At 55.0% G+C, this 16895-nt stretch carries 12 protein-coding genes and 1 pseudogene; 10 read left to right on the top strand and 3 right to left on the bottom strand.

The genetic code is table 11. From position 1 onward, the window contains the following. Positions 1-8 precede the first annotated feature (8 nt). A complete protein-coding gene (gene malE / locus IAI47_RS20525; protein WP_008924725.1) occupies positions 9-1199 on the bottom strand; it encodes a maltose/maltodextrin ABC transporter substrate-binding protein MalE in 1191 nt (396 codons plus the stop codon). Between the two features lie 362 nt (positions 1200-1561). Between malE and malK the strand changes: the two genes are divergently transcribed. The 5 genes from malK (at position 1562) to IAI47_RS20500 (ending at position 6379) form a co-directional block, all read left to right on the top strand. Then, positions 1562-2671 (top strand): maltose/maltodextrin ABC transporter ATP-binding protein MalK, encoded by a 1110-nt coding sequence (gene malK / locus IAI47_RS20520; RefSeq protein ID WP_003851511.1) that lies wholly within the window; start codon positions 1562-1564, stop codon positions 2669-2671. A 43-nt stretch (positions 2672-2714) separates the two neighbouring features. Next, positions 2715-4016 carry a maltoporin gene (locus IAI47_RS20515; RefSeq protein WP_008924724.1) on the top strand — a complete coding sequence of 434 codons (1302 nt, stop codon included), beginning with the start codon at positions 2715-2717 and terminating at the stop codon, positions 4014-4016. Between the two features lie 103 nt (positions 4017-4119). Continuing rightward, positions 4120-5058 carry a maltose operon protein MalM gene (gene malM / locus IAI47_RS20510; protein WP_008924723.1) on the top strand — a complete coding sequence of 313 codons (939 nt, stop codon included), beginning with the start codon at positions 4120-4122 and terminating at the stop codon, positions 5056-5058. Between the two features lie 499 nt (positions 5059-5557). Further along, positions 5558-5902 carry a type II toxin-antitoxin system PrlF family antitoxin gene (locus IAI47_RS20505; protein ID WP_003851503.1) on the top strand — a complete coding sequence of 115 codons (345 nt, stop codon included), beginning with the start codon at positions 5558-5560 and terminating at the stop codon, positions 5900-5902. 6 nt (positions 5903-5908) lie between these two features. After that, a complete protein-coding gene (locus tag IAI47_RS20500; RefSeq protein ID WP_008924722.1) occupies positions 5909-6379 on the top strand; it encodes a type II toxin-antitoxin system YhaV family toxin in 471 nt (156 codons plus the stop codon). 187 nt (positions 6380-6566) lie between these two features. On the opposite strand, the gene malQ is transcribed toward IAI47_RS20500, so the two are convergent. Together malQ and malP are read right to left on the bottom strand one after the other, a co-directional pair. Next, complete coding sequence (gene malQ, locus IAI47_RS20495; RefSeq protein WP_008924721.1) at positions 6567-8642, bottom strand: 4-alpha-glucanotransferase; 2076 nt, start codon at positions 8640-8642, stop codon at positions 6567-6569. Between the two features lie 8 nt (positions 8643-8650). Next, positions 8651-11053, bottom strand: coding sequence for a maltodextrin phosphorylase (malP, locus tag IAI47_RS20490; protein WP_187961286.1), 2403 nt, complete (start codon positions 11051-11053; stop codon positions 8651-8653). A 281-nt stretch (positions 11054-11334) separates the two neighbouring features. Between malP and malT the strand changes: the two genes are divergently transcribed. The 5 genes and pseudogenes from malT to IAI47_RS20470 all read left to right on the top strand — a co-directional run bounded on the left by malT (position 11335) and on the right by IAI47_RS20470 (position 16843). Next, positions 11335-14037: an HTH-type transcriptional regulator MalT gene (gene malT / locus IAI47_RS20485; protein ID WP_008924719.1), complete on the top strand. Its 2703-nt coding sequence runs from the start codon at positions 11335-11337 to the stop codon at positions 14035-14037. 142 nt (positions 14038-14179) lie between these two features. Next, positions 14180-14322 (top strand): annotated as a pseudogene (locus IAI47_RS22115) (transcriptional regulator); the annotation flags it as partial. Between the two features lie 258 nt (positions 14323-14580). Continuing rightward, positions 14581-15135: a YfiR family protein gene (locus IAI47_RS20480; RefSeq protein ID WP_008924718.1), complete on the top strand. Its 555-nt coding sequence runs from the start codon at positions 14581-14583 to the stop codon at positions 15133-15135. A gap of 1 nt (position 15136) precedes the next feature. Continuing rightward, positions 15137-16345, top strand: coding sequence for a diguanylate cyclase domain-containing protein (locus IAI47_RS20475; RefSeq protein ID WP_008924717.1), 1209 nt, complete (start codon positions 15137-15139; stop codon positions 16343-16345). Positions 16346-16369: 24 nt separating this feature from the next. Beyond that, positions 16370-16843: an OmpA family protein gene (locus tag IAI47_RS20470; RefSeq protein WP_008924716.1), complete on the top strand. Its 474-nt coding sequence runs from the start codon at positions 16370-16372 to the stop codon at positions 16841-16843. Positions 16844-16895 lie beyond the last annotated feature (52 nt).

Raw genomic sequence — 16895 nt, 5'->3', positions numbered from 1 at the left:
TGGGATTATTACTTCTTCAGGCGGGCCTGGGCATCTTTAAGCGCGGCGTCAACACTTTGACGACCGCCCAGCGCATTCAGCGTGGCGGTGCGCATCGCGTACCAGAAGGCCGCCATCTGCGGGATGTTTGGCATGATGTTGCCCTGTTTAGCGTTGCTCATGGTGGCGGCGATACGCGGATCTTTTTCCAGCGTCTGCTGGTAGGATTTCAGCGCCACGGCACCCAGCGGCTTGTCTTTATTAACCGTTTCCAGTCCGGAATCGGTCAGCAGATAGTTCTCCAGGAACTCTTTCGCCAGCTCTTTGTTTGGACTGGCGGCGTTGATCCCGGCACTCAGCACACCGACAAAGGCTTTCGACGGTTTGCCCTTCAGCGTGGGCAGTTCAATAACGCCATAGTCGATGCCGCTCTTGTCCAGGTTGCCCCACGCCCACGGACCATTAATGGTCATGGCGGTTTCGCCTTTGTTAAAGGCGGCCTCAGCGATGGAGTAGTCAGTATCCGCATTCAGCGTTTTGGCTTTGACCTGATCGACCAGGAACTGCATGCCCGCTTTCGCGCCGGCGTTATCGACGCCGACATCCTTCACGTCATAGTGTCCGTCGGTGAGTTTAAAGGCGTAGGCACCGCCCGCGGCCAGCAGTGGCCAGGTGAAGTAGGGTTCCTGCAGGTTGAACATAATCGCGCTCTTGCCTTTGGCGCGCAGTTGCTTATCAAGACCGGCAATCTCTTCCCAGGTTTTCGGCGGGTTCGGCAGCAGCTTTTTGTTGTAGATCAGTGACAGCGACTCAACCGAAATCGGATAGCCAATCAGCTTACCGTCGAAGCGTACCGCGTCCCAGGTGAACGGGAAGATTTTCTCGCGGAAGCTGGCGTCCGGCGTCACCTCCGCCAGCAGGCCCGACTGTGCGTAGCCGCCAAAGCGGTCATGTGCCCAGAAGATAATGTCCGGGCCATCGCCGGTCGCCGCGACCTGCGGATACTTCTCTTCCATTTTGTCAGGATGTTCGACCGTGACTTTAATGCCGGTCTCCTTCTCAAATTTCTTACCCACGTCGGCAAGGCCGTTGTAGCCCTTGTCACCGTTGATCCAGATGACCAGTTTGCCTTCCTCAATTTTTGCCATCGCGCTGGCTGAAAAAAGCACAGCAGAGAGGGCAGAAAGGGCCAGAATGCGTGTTCCGGTTTTCATCGTCATAAATCCATCCTGTTAGCGGAAGTGGTGAATGCTCTGTCGGCATCATTGTGCGTATCCACACCGGCATCTCATCCTCCTCCGCTCTACGCCCCTCAGCCTGCCTCTGTGATCTCACTGGCAAAAAGCGCCTTAAGCGGGTGCTTAAGCGGCAAAACAATCTTCGGGTCTGCGTTAGCGATCACAAAAAAGCGTGGCAAGGCGCGGGCTGACGCGTCAGCCCGTGTTTCTCCTCCTCCCGACTCCTCCCCCAGCAGTTTGCGTTACGGCGGAGGATGTTACCGATTGTTTCCTCTCGCATAGTGAGCCCCGGAACCCGTCTGCCGCTGAGCAGACACGATTATGCAGCTAAGAGGGAAGGGATCATGGCGAGCGTTGTGTTACGCAATGTCACGAAAGCCTGGGGCGAAACTGTGGTGTCGAAAGATATCGATCTCACTATTCGTGAAGGGGAATTTGTTGTATTCGTCGGCCCATCAGGCTGTGGAAAATCGACACTGCTGCGCATGATTGCCGGTCTGGAAACCATCACCAGCGGCGAGCTGTTAATCGGCGACCAGCGAATGAATGAAGTGCCACCTGCTGAGCGCGGCATTGGCATGGTGTTTCAATCCTATGCGCTCTATCCACACCTCTCCGTGGCGGAAAATATGTCTTTTGGCCTGAAGCTGGCCGGAGTGAAAAAAGCGGAGATCCATCAGCGCGTCAATCAGGTGGCAGAGATCCTTCAGCTGGCGCATCTGCTCGATCGCCGCCCTAAGGCCCTTTCCGGTGGGCAGCGTCAGCGCGTGGCAATTGGCCGTACGCTGGTGGCCGAACCCCGCGTCTTCCTGCTGGATGAACCGCTGTCAAACCTGGACGCCGCGCTGCGCGTCCAGATGCGCATTGAGATCTCCCGTCTGCATAAGCGCCTGAAACGCACCATGATTTATGTGACCCACGATCAGATCGAAGCGATGACGCTGGCTGACAAGATCGTGGTGCTCGATGCCGGGCGCATTGCGCAGGTCGGCAAACCGCTTGAGCTTTACCACTATCCCGCTAACCGCTTTGTCGCCGGATTTATCGGCTCACCCAAAATGAACTTCCTGCCGGTCAAAGTGACCGCCACCGCCATCGATCAGGTTCAGGTACGACTGCCGAATCAGCAACTGGTCTGGCTGCCGGTTGACAGCGCCGGCGTGCAGGTTGGCAGCAATATGTCACTGGGTATTCGCCCGGAACATCTGCTCTCCAGCGATATCGCCGACGTTACCCTGGAAGGGGAAGTGCAGGTGGTGGAACAGCTGGGGCATGAAACACAGATCCACATCGAGATTCCCGCTATCCGTCAAAACCTGGTCTACCGCCAGGAGGACGTCGTGCTGGTGAAAGAGGGCGCCATCCTCGGTATTGGCCTGCCGCCCGAGCGTTGTCACCTGTTCCGTGAGGACGGGAGCGCGTGCCGCAGGCTTTATCAGGAGCCGGGTGTTTAGCCCTGCCAAAAACAATAAAAGCAATGACCTCAGGAGATAGAAAATGTTAACTCTGCGCAAACTTCCCATTGCCGTTGCCGTCGCGGTGGGCACCCTCTCCGCCCCAACGATGGCGGTTGATTTTACCGGTTACGCCCGTTCCGGCATTGGCTGGACGGGTAGCGGTGGCGAACAGCAATGTTTCCAGGCCACTGGCGCCCAAAGTAAGTACCGTCTGGGCAATGAATGTGAAACCTACGCTGAACTGAAATTAGGCCAGGAAGTGTGGAAAGAGGGCGACAAGAGCTTCTATTTCGACACCAACGTGGCTTACTCCGTGGCACAGCAAAATGACTGGGAAGCGACCTCACCCGCTTTCCGTGAGGCTAACGTCAAAGGTAAAAACCTGATTGATTCGCTGCCAGGGTCGACCATCTGGGCCGGTAAGCGTTTCTATCAGCGTCATGACGTCCACATGATCGACTTCTACTACTGGGATATCTCGGGTCCGGGCGCCGGTCTGGAAGATGTGGATCTCGGCTTCGGTAAACTCTCATTCGCCGCAACCCGTTCGTCTGAAGCGGGCGGCTCGTACACCTTCTCCAGCGACCGTATCCGTGACTTCGCGACCAGCACCGCCAACGACGTGTTTGATGTGCGTCTGGCCGGACTGGAAACCAACCCGAACGGCGTGCTGGAACTGGGTGTCGATTATGGTCGTGCCAATGCCCGTGACGGCTATCGCATTGAAGATGGCGCATCGAAAGATGGCTGGATGTTCACGGCTGAACATACCCAGAGCATGCTGAAAGGCTACAACAAGTTTGTGCTGCAATACGCAACAGATGCGATGACTTCGCAGGGCAAAGGCGTGCCGCAGGGTACCAATCTCAATAACAACGGCAAGATGTACCGCGTGCTTGACCACGGTGCCATTTCGCTGGCGGAACGCTGGGACCTGATGTATGTCGCCATGTACCAGAACATCGATCTGGACAACAACCGGGGTACCGACTGGTACACCGTGGGTGTGCGCCCGATGTACAAATGGACGCCGATCATGAGCACATTGCTGGAACTGGGCTACGACAACGTAAAATCGCAGCAGGCAAATGAGCGCAACGGTCAGTACAAAGTAACACTGGCACAGCAGTGGCAGGCCGGTGACAGCATCTGGTCACGTCCGGCGCTGCGTCTGTTCGCAACCTACGCCAAATGGGATGAGAAGTGGGGCTACAACAAAGATGCCTCGGGCGATCTCACCTCTTTCGCCTCTACGGACTCTACCGGCAACGGCATCCTGACCAACAGCCGTGGTAAAGATGACGAAGTGACCTTCGGCGCGCAGATGGAAATCTGGTGGTAAGCCAACCCCTGTTCTGACGGGCGCACCCTGCGCCTGATGGATCACTTTGGTCGCGGTGTGCCATTGCCTGGTTCACGCCGCGACCTGCAATAAGGTACGCATAATGAAAATGAAAAAGCTGGCTGCACTCTGCCTGGGTGCGGCGTTACTGACAGGACATGTGCTTCCCGCCCTGGCGGAGGTCAATCTGGTGCCGCAGGATCTCTCTTCTGCACCGGTCGTCGCACCTGAATCCCTCCAACGCCTGAGCTGGCAGCCGCTGGCGGCCTCTCAGACGCAGACTACAAAACTCGCCAACAGTGGACAGACGCTGAATGCACCTCACATTGCCGGGCCGGTCGCGGCTTACAGTCTGCCGGCAAATATCGGCGAACTGACGCTGACGCTGAGCAGTGAAGTGGCAAACGGTAAGGTTTTCGCACCGAACGTGCTGGTGCTGGATGAAAACCTGCGTCCTGCGGCCTGGTTCCCCAGCCGCTATTTCACTTATCAGAAGCCGGGCGTAATGGCGGCAGATCGGCTGGAAGGGGTGATGAAATTGACCCCGGCGCTGGGCCAGCAAAAAATCTACCTGCTGGTATTCACCACCGACAGCGATCTGACCCAGACCACCACACTGCTTGATCCTGCCAAGGCTTACGCCCAGGGCACCGGCCATGCGGTACCGGATATTCCCGATCCGATCGCCAGCCATAGCCGCGAAGGCACGATCAAGCTGAAGATGCAGACCAGTTCCGGCTCCTCGATTCTTGTCGGGCCGCTGTTTGGTTCATCCGGCGCGAGTGCCGTCACCGTCGGCAATACTGCACCTGCGTCAGCGTACAGCGCAGCACCGGCGCCTGCACCCGCTGCAGCGCCCGCGCCAAAAGACCGTGCGGAACCGATCATGAGCGACACCGAGAGTTACTTTAACCAGAAGATCACCCAGGCGGTGAACAGCGGCAATATCGACAAGGCGCTGAAACTGCTGGATGAAGCCGAGCGCCTGGGTTCCACCTCTGCACGGCAGACCTTTATCAGTAGTGTTAAAGGCAAGGGGTGAAGCTGCCCCAACGCTATTGATGTTGTCCCATCTGGTGCGCTGCGGCGCACCTTTTTTTGTTGTGGAGATCCTGATTGCAGTTTTTTTTGTGTGGCTTTACGCATTGCGTAAGTCAGGCTGTGGGCAATAGCGTTCGATGAATATAGGCTACCTGAGCTGTTTCAGGGATGAATTTTCTGGCGATTTCAGGCGAAGTTACATGGCAACTCAGGCCCGAAATATCTTTCTGAAATCATGGGTATCGTGATGGCGGGTGAACCTGGGGTTATCACCCGTCGGAGTATTTCTGCTGCTGTGCATATCAGCCGCGAAGAGTGTGATATCTGACAGGAAGTAAAACAGGGTGTCACTTTTCAGGCGATACGGAAAAGAGTAATCAGAAACTTTTAGTGGTGACTGAGTAACAAAACAGTCGTGGTTGTCGCGATCAATGCATTTGCATTGCCAATGCACTTGCATTACTGTTGCGTTATCTTATTTTTCCTGATGAGAATCTGAAATGGGAACGCTGACCCATACCAACATCTCTCTGCGCGCTACATCAAAACTGACAGCCCGCAGCCAGACCACGATCCCTGCCGCAGTTCGTGATGCGATGAATCTGCAACCTGGTGAGAATATCGAATACGCTGTTCTGCCTGGCGGCAAAGTCCTTATTACCCGTCAGGAAACGGTGACTGATGATGATCCGGTGATGGCGAGCTTTCTGAGTTTTCTTGCTGCTGATATGTGCAACACGCCTTCAAATATCAAAACGCTTGATCGAGGATTATTAACTCGCATTACTTCGTTGACCGAAGGTATGGACGTTGATTTGGATGCTCCACTCATGGACGATGAGTAATCAGGTATGGAAGATGGCACGGTTATGAATGGATGGCACGTTTATGTTCATCCCTGTTTTGAATCACAGCTGATTGCGCTGACCAATGAAGTGGAGTCACTCAGGGCTAAATATCCTGAAAGTTACCAGCGAATAGCGACGACTAAGCTTTTAGCCGCGGTGTTTAAAGTTATCAATAGTGAGATTTGCGCCGATTCACATCATGCAAAGTTTCGCCAGGGCGATACGCTGGGAGAACAAAATAAGCATTGGTTCCGTGCGAAGTTTTTAATGCAGTATCGTTTGTTCTTTAGATTCAGCGAACAACATAAAACCATTATCCTTGCATGGATGAATGACGCCGAGACCAAACGTGCCTATGGCAGTAAACGTGACGCTTATAAAGTATTTTCAGGAATGTTGCATAACGGCTACCCACCAGACGACTGGGCATTGCTGTTAAAGCAATCTCAGGATTGGGATAATACAAACTCGTAAGTGTCATAAATCCTGACCACGATCCTGTTTGTGTTTTCAGACGCCTTGCTCAGGGGTAATTCATCTCTGATGAAAGGCGCTGAGTAAAATAGCAGCGTGCGAGCCGTTGGCGGTCCGCACGCTGTAATAACTGAAAATTATGTAAATCAGGCGGCGTCAGACACGCGTCTGAGTCACGCGTTAATCTTCAACCACGCACTGACCGCTTCCGTCGCGCCGTCAAATCGCGCAACAACCTTTCGGTCTCCGAATTACTGAACAGCGCCTCCAGCGGCACGCTCAGCTTGCGTCGCCAGTTTGGGTATTCGTCGCTGGTACCAGGGATGTTCACCGGCGCGGCCATATCCAGCCAGTCCTCCGGTTGCAGTCCCAGCAGGGCGCTGTGACTGTCGGCCAGATAGCGCTGCATCGCCCGGTTTAATGCCTTGCTCATACCGGTACGGCGTGCATCACGTCCGGCACGTTTCGGCAGCGCGCCCACGCGATGCAGACTGTTCAGCAGCGCCTGCTTTGCCCTCGTTCGTTCCTGATACAGTCCGGCCAGCACCACTTTGTCCGGATAAAGACCGAGTTGTGCGCCAGTTGTCAGATCGTCACTTTGCCACCAGCCGCGCAGTGTCGGGAGATCGTGTGTGGTGGCAACGGCTATTGCCTGCCGTGGCCAGCTGGCGGGCGGGCGAAAACCGGCTTCGGAGGTCTGTTCGAACCAGAGCACTTTGTAGGAGTAAACCCCGCCATCCCGCAGCTTATCGACAATCGCTTCCGGCACGGTGCCCAGGTCTTCGCCAATCACCATGCATTGATGACGCTGGCTTTCCAGCGCCAGAATCGCCAGCAGATCGTCAATCGGGTAGTGCACATACGCCCCGTGCCTCGCGCCTTCGCCAGCGGGAATCCACCACAGCCGCATTAGCGCCATCACATGATCAATACGCAGTGCGCCGCAGTGGCGCATATTGGCGCGCAGCAGGGCAATCCACGGCTCCCAGGCACGCTGACGCATCACCTGCGGATCCATGGGCGGCAACCCCCAATCCTGACCGCGTGGGCCGAGAATATCAGGCGGTGCACCGATGCTGGCCTTCATGCAGTAAAGATCCCGCTCACTCCAGGTCTCTGCGCCACCCTGCGCGACGCCCACCGCCAGATCGCGGTACAGTCCGATGGGCATCTGCTGCTGCTGGCAGCTGTTCCAGCAGTTTTCAAACTGCTGCGCGGCCAGCCACTGCAGCCAGAGCCAGAAGCGCACCTGATCCTGATGCTGTTTTAAAAAGGTCTGCACCGCAGGGCTGCCAGGATGCTGTAGCGCCTCCGGCCAGACCGGCCAGCCCCAGCGCCCGCTATCCTGCGCCATCTGGTCGGCATGCAGCGCATCAAACAGCGCCTGATGCTGCAGGCTTTCGCCACCTTCCTGGATAAACGCATTAAACGCCTGCACCTCAGGATCAGCGGCATCACGCTGGATAAACTGCGGCCACGCCAGGCTCAGCGCCTGAATTTTCAGCCGGGTTACCGCGGCATAATCGACCCATTCAGTTGCGCGAGCCTGCGCCAGCGTCTGCTGCGTTTCGGGCAGTTGCCACCAGGTTTGCGCGACCGCGCTCAACTGAAAGTCAGTGACCGCGGCCACATCAATGTAAAGCACATTGAGCCAGCGCCGGGACGAGGGGCTGTAAGGGCTGGCGTTTTCCGGGCTGGAGGGAAACAGCGCATGGATAGGGTTAAGGCCGATAAACGCGCCGCCGCGTGCCGCAACGTCTGGCAGCATCCGGCGCAGGTCGCCAAAGTCGCCAATGCCCCAGTTCTGCGCAGAACGCAGGGTGTAGAGCTGCACGCAGGCGCCCCACAATGATTCACCCTTCAACAGTGCCGGCGGTTCATAGCAGCGGGCCGGGGCGATAATCACCCGGCACGACCACTGCTGCGTGCCCTGTTGCAGCGTCAGCTGATGATAGCCTTCGGGCAGCGGCGGCAGATGCAGTGGCTGGGCAGGCTGGCAGCGACCTGAGCTCATCTCACCCGACTCGTGGGTGAGATGCCAGTGTGCATCGTCACTCAGCTGAGGCGACAGGCTCAGCAGATCGCCGCTGCGGAAAATCACCGCCGGTGGCAGCGGCGTGCTCAGCGGATGGGGAGTCTGCATCACCGCCAGCAAACGCTGGCGGGTCAGGGTCGGGATCGCCTGTGGCTTGCCGTGCGCATTGATATACTCAGCAGCGATGCCTGCCAGAGAAAAATCATCCATAACCGTTTCTGTTTTCATGGCTTTCCTTAGCGTTTCGCTTGCCAGATGCGCTTCTGGTAATCGCGGATCGCCCGATCAGAGCTGAACATGCCACAGCGTGCGGTATTGAGGATAGTGGCACGCGTCCAGGCCTCCTGATCGCTCCACAGCCGTTCAACCTGCGCCTGCGCATCCAGGTAGGGCTGGAAGTCAGCCAGCACCAGATACGGATCGCCGCCTTCCGGGCCGAGACTGTGCAGCATCGCGTCAAAAGCGTGGAGGTCGCCCTGACTGAAGGTGCCATCTTCAAGCGCTTGTAACACCTGATTGAGCTGTGGATCTTTTTTGCGCCACTGATCCGGGGCATAGCCGCCCGTTTTTAACGCCACCACCTGTTCCACGGTATGCCCAAAGATAAAGATATTTTCGCTGCCGACCTGTTCGGCGATCTCGACGTTTGCCCCATCCAGTGTGCCGATGGTCAGCGCACCGTTAAGCGCCAGCTTCATGTTGCCGGTGCCGGAGGCCTCTTTACCGGCAGTAGAAATTTGTTCAGAAAGGTCGGCGGCCGGAATCAGGCGCTCGGCGACGGAGACGTTGTAATCGGGAATAAACACCACCTTCAGGCGGTCGCCGATCCGCGGATCCTGATTGATCACTTCGGCCACTTTGTTGATGGCGTAGATGATGTTTTTCGCCAGCGCATAGCCCGGCGCGGCTTTGGCACCAAACAGCACCACGCGCGGTGCACGGTTCGCCTGCGGATCGGTGACCAGCGTCTGCCACAGTGCAATGATGTGCAGCAGGCTCAGATGCTGACGTTTGTACTCATGCAGGCGCTTAATCTGTACATCAAACAGCGCGGTGGGGTTGATCTCAATACCCGTCCGGTTTTTGATCCACCCGACCAGTGCCTGCTTATTCTGCTGTTTGATGGCGCGATATTCCGCGCGGAACGTGGCGTCATCCGCAAAAGCTTCCAGTCCCTGCAGGGCATCAAGATCGTTCAACCAGGGCTTTTGCAGCGTTCGGCTAATCAACGCACTCAGCGCCGGGTTGCACTGATTAATCCAGCGGCGCGGTGTAATGCCATTGGTCACGTTATGGAATTTTTCCGGCCACATCTGGTGATATTCCGGGAAGAGATCCTGCACTACCAGTTTTGAGTGCAGTGCCGCCACACCATTGACCGCGAAGCCGCTGGTGACGCAAAGGTTGGCCATGCGGAGCTGGTTATTGTGCACCAGTGCCAGTTTTGCCCATTTTGCGTCATCATCCGGCCAGCGTGCGGTGACTGCCGTTTTCAGCTGCGCGTTCAGGGTATTAATGATCATCATATGGCGCGGTAGCAGGCTGCGCACCAGTCGCACATCCCAGCATTCCAGCGCTTCCGGCATCAGCGTATGGTTGGTGTAGGCAAAGGTGTGTTGGGTGATCTGCCAGGCGCGATCCCAGCTAAGCTGATGCTCATCCAGCAGCAGACGCATCAGCTCCGGGATCGCCAGCGTCGGATGGGTGTCGTTAAGCTGGATCACTTCATGGTCAGCCAGGGTTTCGATGTTGCGTCCGGCCAGATGGTGACGACGCAGAATGTCAGCCAGCGCACAGGCGCACTGGAAATATTGCTGCATCAGACGCAGTTTTTTACCGTTCTGATGATTGTCATTGGGGTAGAGCACTTTGGTGAGTTTTTCTGCATCAATGCCCTGTTGCTCCGCACGCAAAAAATCGCCGTCGTTAAAGCGGCTGAGGTTGAACGGCTGCGCATGTTTCGCCTGCCATAAACGCAATGGCTGGCTGATGCCATTCTCATAACCTACTACCGGTAGATCCCAGGCTTCACCGACCAGTTCAAATGCCGGTTGCCACTGCGGCTCACCTTCGACACTGATCACTTTACCGCCCAGACCGACGCGCACGTTAAGCGCGGCGTTATGGTTAAACCACGGATAGCGATCGCGCTGCCAGTCATCCGGCCCTTCAATCTGCGCGCCCTGTTCGAAACGCTGGCGGAAAAGACCATATTGGTAGTTCAGACCATAGCCCGTGGCAGGCTGACCCACATTTGCCATGGAATCCAGAAAACAGGCCGCCAGGCGACCCAGACCGCCATTGCCCAGCGCCGGATCGGTTTCGTTTTCCAGCACGTCGGTGAGTGAGACATTCCAGGCGGCCAGCGCATTATTCACCGCGTCATACCAGCCCAGATTCAGCAGATTGTTGCCGGTCAGGCGACCCATCAAAAACTCCATCGACAGATAGTTAACATGGCGCAGTTCAGTTGTAGCCGGGCGAGCTGGCTGCGCCGCCAGCATATCGGCCAGTGCACCGCTGAGGGCCTGCCACCACTGCGACGGGTTCATCTCCTGCGCGTCGTGCAGGCCAAAACGCTGCCACTGACGGGTCAGGGCAGCAGTAAACTGAGTCGGGTTAAAATCGGGCTGTGTCATGATTGATGTCCTGAAAAAAAGAAAGTGGGTCATTGTGGTCACAGTGTGCCCGGGCGGAAATCATCACTCATCCTCCCGAAAAGGATTAGGGCAGGAGGATAGGGAGGGTGGAGAGAATGAGGCTATTCCTAAATCGACGCAGGAGTGTGATTGCGCACGCTTTTGTAAAGTTTAGTTAATGGGTTTGCTTGCATTCATCAGACGAAATGCTGAACCTGTGTAAGGAATAATTACGAAGCGTAAAATAATGATGCGCTCGACGAATGGAGAAACGCGCGCCCATGTTAATACCCGCCAAACTCAGCCGCCCGGTCCGTCTTGAAGGCACCGTCATCCGTGAAAGATTGCTGCAAAAGCTCACCGCTGCCGGTAACTATCGGCTGGTACTGGTCACCAGTCCGGCAGGTTACGGCAAAACCACACTGGTATCTCAGTGGGCGGCGGGAAAGCGCGATCTGGGCTGGGTATCTCTGGACGAGGGCGACAATCAGGCGGAACGCTTTGTCGATTACCTGATAGCTGCACTGCAACAGGCCACACATGGCGGCTGTCCCCGCACTGAGCTGCTGGCGCAGAAGCGGCAATATGTGAATCTCAATGCACTGTTTTCTCAGCTTTTTATCGAACTGGTGGAGTGGCAGCAGCCGTTGTGGCTGATTGTTGATGACTACCATCTCATCACCAATCCGGTCATTCATGACGCGATGCGCTTTTTCCTGCGTCATCAGCCGGAGAATCTGACGCTTATTCTGATGTCGCGTAACCTGCCGCAGCTGGGTATCGCTAACCTGCGGGTGCGTGAGCAACTGATTGAACTGGGCAGCCAGCAGCTCGCATTTACACATCAGGAAGCGCGCCAGTTCTTTGACTGCCGTCTGGCGGCGCCGCTGGAAAGCGAAGAGAGCAGCCGCCTTTGTGATGATGTCGCAGGCTGGGCGACGGCACTGCAACTGATCGTGCTGTCGGCACGACAGGGTGCCAGCTCTGCGCAGCATTCAGCCCGGCGGCTTTCAGGTATTAATGCCAGCCACCTCTCTGACTACCTGGTGGAAGAGGTACTGGATAACGTCGATCTCTCCACCCGCCATTTCTTACTCAAAACTGCGCTGCTGCGTTCAATGAACGATGAGCTGATAGCCTGCGTAACTCACGAAGATAACGGCCAGATGCGGCTGGAGGAGATTGAACGTCAGGGGTTATTTCTGCAGCGCATGGACGATTCCGGCTGCTGGTTCAGCTACCATCCGCTGTTTGGGAACTTTCTGCGTCAGCGCTGTCAGTGGGAGCTGGCCGCAGAGCTGCCTGCGCTGCATCGGGCTGCGGCTGAAAGCTGGATGGCGCAGGGGTTTCCTGGCGAGGCGATTCACCACTCGCTCGCCTCCGGTGACGCGAGCATGCTGCGGGATGTGCTGCTGAAGCACGCCTGGACGCTGTTTAATCAGAGCGAACTGCCGTTACTGGAGAACTCCCTGAAAGCGCTGCCGTGGGAGATGATGCTGGAGAATCCTATGCTGGTGCTGCTGCAGGCGTGGCTGATGCAGACCCAGCATCGCTTTTCTGAAGTCGATAGTCTGCTGGCACGTTTTGAACAGGCCAGCCGCTGCGAGATTGATGCCGCTCTGCGCGGTGAATTTAATGCGTTGCGCGCCCAGGTGGCGATCAACGATGGCAATACCGACGAAGCGGAGCGGCTGGCGAAAGTGGCGCTCGACACCCTGCCAGCCAGCCGTCACTACAGCCGTATTGTAGCGACCTCAGTACATGGCGAAGTGATGCACTGCAAAGGTGAGTTAGATGATTCACTCAAGCTGATGCGTCAGACCGAACAGATGGCGCGTCGCGATGAGGTTTGGCACTACGCGCTCTGGAGCATGATTCAGCAGAGCGAGATTCTGTTTGCTCAGGGCTTTTTGCAGGCCGCCTATGAGATCCAGAGCCGCGCCTTTGTGCTGGTGGAAGAGCAGCATCTGGCGCAGTTCCCGCTGCATGAGTTTCTGCTGCGCATTCGCGCTCAGCTGTTATGGGCCTGGGGCCGACTGGAAGAGGCAGAGCAGGCGGCGCGCGAAGGGATCAACGTGCTGAACGGTTACCAGCCGCAACAGCAGATTCAGTGTCTGGGACTGCTGGTACAGTGCTCACTGGCGCGCGGCAACATTGATAACGCCCGCAGCTACCTGAACCGTCTGGAAAACCTGCTGAACAACGGCAACTGGCACAGTGACTGGATCGCCAATGCCGATAAGGTTCGGGTGATCTACTGGCAGATGACCGGCGACAGCCAGAACGCACGCGACTGGATGCGGCAGACACCCAAACCCGCTTTCGCTAACAACCATTTCCTGCAGGGACAGTGGCGTAACATTGCCCGTGCACAGATCCTGCTGGGTGATGTCAGCCAGGCAGAAGTGGTGCTGGAGGAACTGAATGAGAACGCCCGTGCCCTGCGCCTGATGAGCGATTTAAACCGTAATCTGCTGCTGCTGAATCAGATCTACTGGCAGACTGACCGCAAAGCGGAGGCGCAGCGTGTGCTGATTGAGGCGCTGAAACTGGCACGCAGCACCGGATTTATCAGCCATTTTGTCATTGAAGGCGAGATGATGGCGCAACAACTGCGGCAGCTGATTCAGCTAAATACCCTGAATGAGCTGGACAGTCACCGCGCCCGCCGCATCCTGCTTGAAATTAATAAATATCATCGACATAAGTTTGCCCATTTCGATGAAGGTTTTGTCAGCCGGTTGCTCAACCATCCTGACGTGCCGGAACTGATACGTACCAGTCCACTGACGCAGCGTGAGTGGCAGGTGCTGGGCCTGATCTATTCAGGATACAGCAACGATCAAATCGCCGGGGAACTGGCGGTGGCATCCACCACCATCAAAACGCATATCCGTAATCTCTACCAAAAACTGGGCGTCTCTCATCGCAGCGAGGCAATGGATCAGGTGCAGGCGCTGTTAAAAATGATGGGCTATGTCTGAGAATAGCGGGCGATTATTCATCGATTGTTGAAAATTGCCCAGGCAGAAGGCTGTTCTGATGTAAAACACGCACAGGAAACCGACGCCGGTTAAAGGCGCCTGACAAGGTCTGGCAGAGTAAAGCAGAGCGGGAGTGTGCTGTGGTGAACTGGTTGAAGTGCTTCCCGATCTGCGTCCCGAGCCGCTTAGCGCGTATTTGTGGTCGCGCACCGCCGCAATCTGTCGCGGCGTATCAGGGCTTTTATGCACTGGACAGAAGACATTTTAAAACCCTATTTTGACTGATTACATGCGCGATATTTACGCCAGATACGAAGAGACGAGGCAAAGGAAAAGCTTAATCGTGCAGGTCACGCTGCGCTTTTTCTGATGGTTTGCTTAATCTGATGATAAAATCGCAAATGAGCGTGTAAGCTGAGATAAATATCAGGGCCGCTATAAATTATAGTGATTGAAGTTTGTTAACATTTGTAACTGCTGCTGTGCTAACATTTCGACGTTTATTCAGGTTTCCTGCCGTGTGTAGTATTACTGGAACGCAGTATGATAGATAAATATCAAACCCATCACCATGTCGCTTCACTGCTTCTGCTACGACACATCTGCACAATCGCCCTGACGTTTCTTCTGCTCATCGTCATTCCTCATTTAGCCTGGGCCGAAATACAGGATGGCAAAGCTAATCGCATTGTCAGTGGTATTATCAGTTTCACCCACTGGCCGGGTGTGAAACGACCAGAATTATGTGTTTTATCTTCAGCGCGACATCTCTCTTTACCGGAAAATCCTGCGTCTTCAACCGCGACATTTACTGTTGTGTATCTTGCTTCTGTTAACGACTTCAGTATGCACCGATGCGATGCTGTTTATTTCGGCGATCAGACGCCCCAGCAGCAGGTTGACTCTCTGCAGCATTTTACAGGAAGAGCCGTTCTTAGCCTCGCGGAGAATAATGCGGAGTGTACGGTGGGTGCCGCGTTTTGCATGATTTTTCAGCCTAATCATACGCATTTTTCCGTTAACCTCGATTCCCTTGCCAGAAGCGGTGTCAGGGTGAGTCCTGATGTGCTTTTGCTCTCCCGCGAGGGAGGCGAATAAGATGAAATTTGATAAATTAAGACATGATAAATCGTCCATCCGCAATAAACTGCGGAAGATAAGCACCATCAACGCTGCAGTGATACTCCTGCTGTGCTGGTTATTGCTCTCATCAACGTCGCTGCTGTTTATTAAAAAATATGAGAAACGAAATCTCGAATTAATCGGTTCGACGCTAAGTACTACGCTAACTGCGGCTACCGTTTTTGCCGACAGCTACGACGCACGTAATAAAATCGAACGGCTTGGCAATGAAGGCATGTTCGCTTCCGCGAAGCTGGTTACCCGTGATCACATTGTTCTGGTTCAGTGGAATGCACAACAGGAACCGTCGGGTTGGTATTCACGCTTACTGCGCGAGTGGATTTATATCAAACCGCTTAACGTCAATATCATTCATGCTGATGCTGTCGTCGGGACGTTGACGCTGGAAGGCACGGTGACCGGCGCGTTAAACTTCCTTCGTTACTCATTTATGATTCTTAGCAGCGGCATGCTTTGTGTGCTGGTTATCTCGCTTCTGCTGAGTGAATTTCTGCATCGGGGTATGGTTGCAACACTGCGCACCATTACCAGCTCAATTCACTATGTGATCCATTCTGGTGATTTTTCACTGCGAATCCAGGGTGGCCCAATTAAAGAGTTTCAGCTCTTTTCAGACGATCTGAATTCACTGCTTAAGGAAATGCAATCGCTGAAGGCTTCGCTTATGCGTGATAATCGCTCGCTGGCTGCTAAAGCGCTGGAAGACCCGCTGACCGGCCTTGCCAACCGCACTGCATTTTCCGCCCGACTGACACAACTCCTCGCTCTGCAATCTGCCAATGAGCGCTTTGCGCTGTTATTTCTCGATGGCGATCGTTTTAAGAGCATTAATGATAACTGGGGACATGCCGCCGGGGATGAGGTATTGAAAGCGATAGGATCGCGCCTTTTATCACAGGCATCTGAACAGGATCTGGTTGCCCGATTAGGCGGAGATGAATTTGCTATGCTGGTGAGCAGCCGGACCCGTGATGAGCAATTGCAGCAACTCATGCAGAACATTCATGATGCCATCAGCGAAGAAATCAGTATTGCAGAAGGTTTGCCGATAAAAACCTCAATGACCATCGGATATGCGTGGTCACAACAGGGTGATACGGTTGAATCGATCCTCGAACGTGCTGATATGAATATGTATAAGAATAAGCGAAAAAATAAAGTTTAATGAAGGCGTGAACGAGACGTGAATATGAAAAAGAATATTTCCCTGATGCTCCTGACTCTGGCTTTGGTGGGTTGTCAGTCTAAAGAGCATTTTAGTGAGGCACAAATCGCCGCGATGAAAAGTGCTGGATTTACCCGAAATAGTGAAGGCTGGGGGTTGGGATTATCCGATAAAATCCTGTTTGGTGTTAACGAATCAGAACTGACTCCCTCAAGCAAAAGTAATATTCAGGGGATGGCGAAAAACCTGGCATCGACCGGTATTGAGCATGTGCGCATCGATGGGCACACTGACAATTATGGCAAACCCGATTATAACCAGCAGCTGTCGTTGAAAAGAGCGAATGCCGTAGCGGCACAGTGGGCGGAAGGTGCGTCGATACCCCGTGGAAATATTGTTACGCGTGGATTGGGGATGAGTGCTCCGGTTACCAGCAACAACAGCGCGCAAGGGCGTGCGCAAAACCGCCGCGTGGCCATTGTGATCACAGCACCATGATAAACCAGCAGCCAACACCTGCTTTGTCGTCGGATTTACCTGCGCGTGACCA

The organism is Pantoea sp. MT58, from assembly GCF_014495885.1.
Taxonomy (GTDB): domain Bacteria; phylum Pseudomonadota; class Gammaproteobacteria; order Enterobacterales; family Enterobacteriaceae; genus Pantoea; species Pantoea eucalypti.
The sequence above is the reverse complement of the archived record's forward strand: the minus strand, read 5'-3'. Positions and strand labels throughout refer to the sequence as shown.

Bases quoted from the DNA above. Each gene is read 5' to 3' on its own strand.
- malE (WP_008924725.1), bottom strand. From the start codon at position 1,199: ATGACGATGAAAACCGGAACACGCATTCTGGCCCTTTCTGCCCTCTCT.
- malK (WP_003851511.1), top strand. From the start codon at position 1,562: ATGGCGAGCGTTGTGTTACGCAATGTCACGAAAGCCTGGGGCGAAACT.
- IAI47_RS20515 (WP_008924724.1), top strand. From the start codon at position 2,715: ATGTTAACTCTGCGCAAACTTCCCATTGCCGTTGCCGTCGCGGTGGGC.
- malM (WP_008924723.1), top strand. From the start codon at position 4,120: ATGAAAATGAAAAAGCTGGCTGCACTCTGCCTGGGTGCGGCGTTACTG.
- IAI47_RS20505 (WP_003851503.1), top strand. From the start codon at position 5,558: ATGGGAACGCTGACCCATACCAACATCTCTCTGCGCGCTACATCAAAA.
- IAI47_RS20500 (WP_008924722.1), top strand. From the start codon at position 5,909: ATGGAAGATGGCACGGTTATGAATGGATGGCACGTTTATGTTCATCCC.
- malQ (WP_008924721.1), bottom strand. From the start codon at position 8,642: ATGAAAACAGAAACGGTTATGGATGATTTTTCTCTGGCAGGCATCGCT.
- malP (WP_187961286.1), bottom strand. From the start codon at position 11,053: ATGACACAGCCCGATTTTAACCCGACTCAGTTTACTGCTGCCCTGACC.
- malT (WP_008924719.1), top strand. From the start codon at position 11,335: ATGTTAATACCCGCCAAACTCAGCCGCCCGGTCCGTCTTGAAGGCACC.
- IAI47_RS20480 (WP_008924718.1), top strand. From the start codon at position 14,581: ATGATAGATAAATATCAAACCCATCACCATGTCGCTTCACTGCTTCTG.
- IAI47_RS20475 (WP_008924717.1), top strand. From the start codon at position 15,137: ATGAAATTTGATAAATTAAGACATGATAAATCGTCCATCCGCAATAAA.
- IAI47_RS20470 (WP_008924716.1), top strand. From the start codon at position 16,370: ATGAAAAAGAATATTTCCCTGATGCTCCTGACTCTGGCTTTGGTGGGT.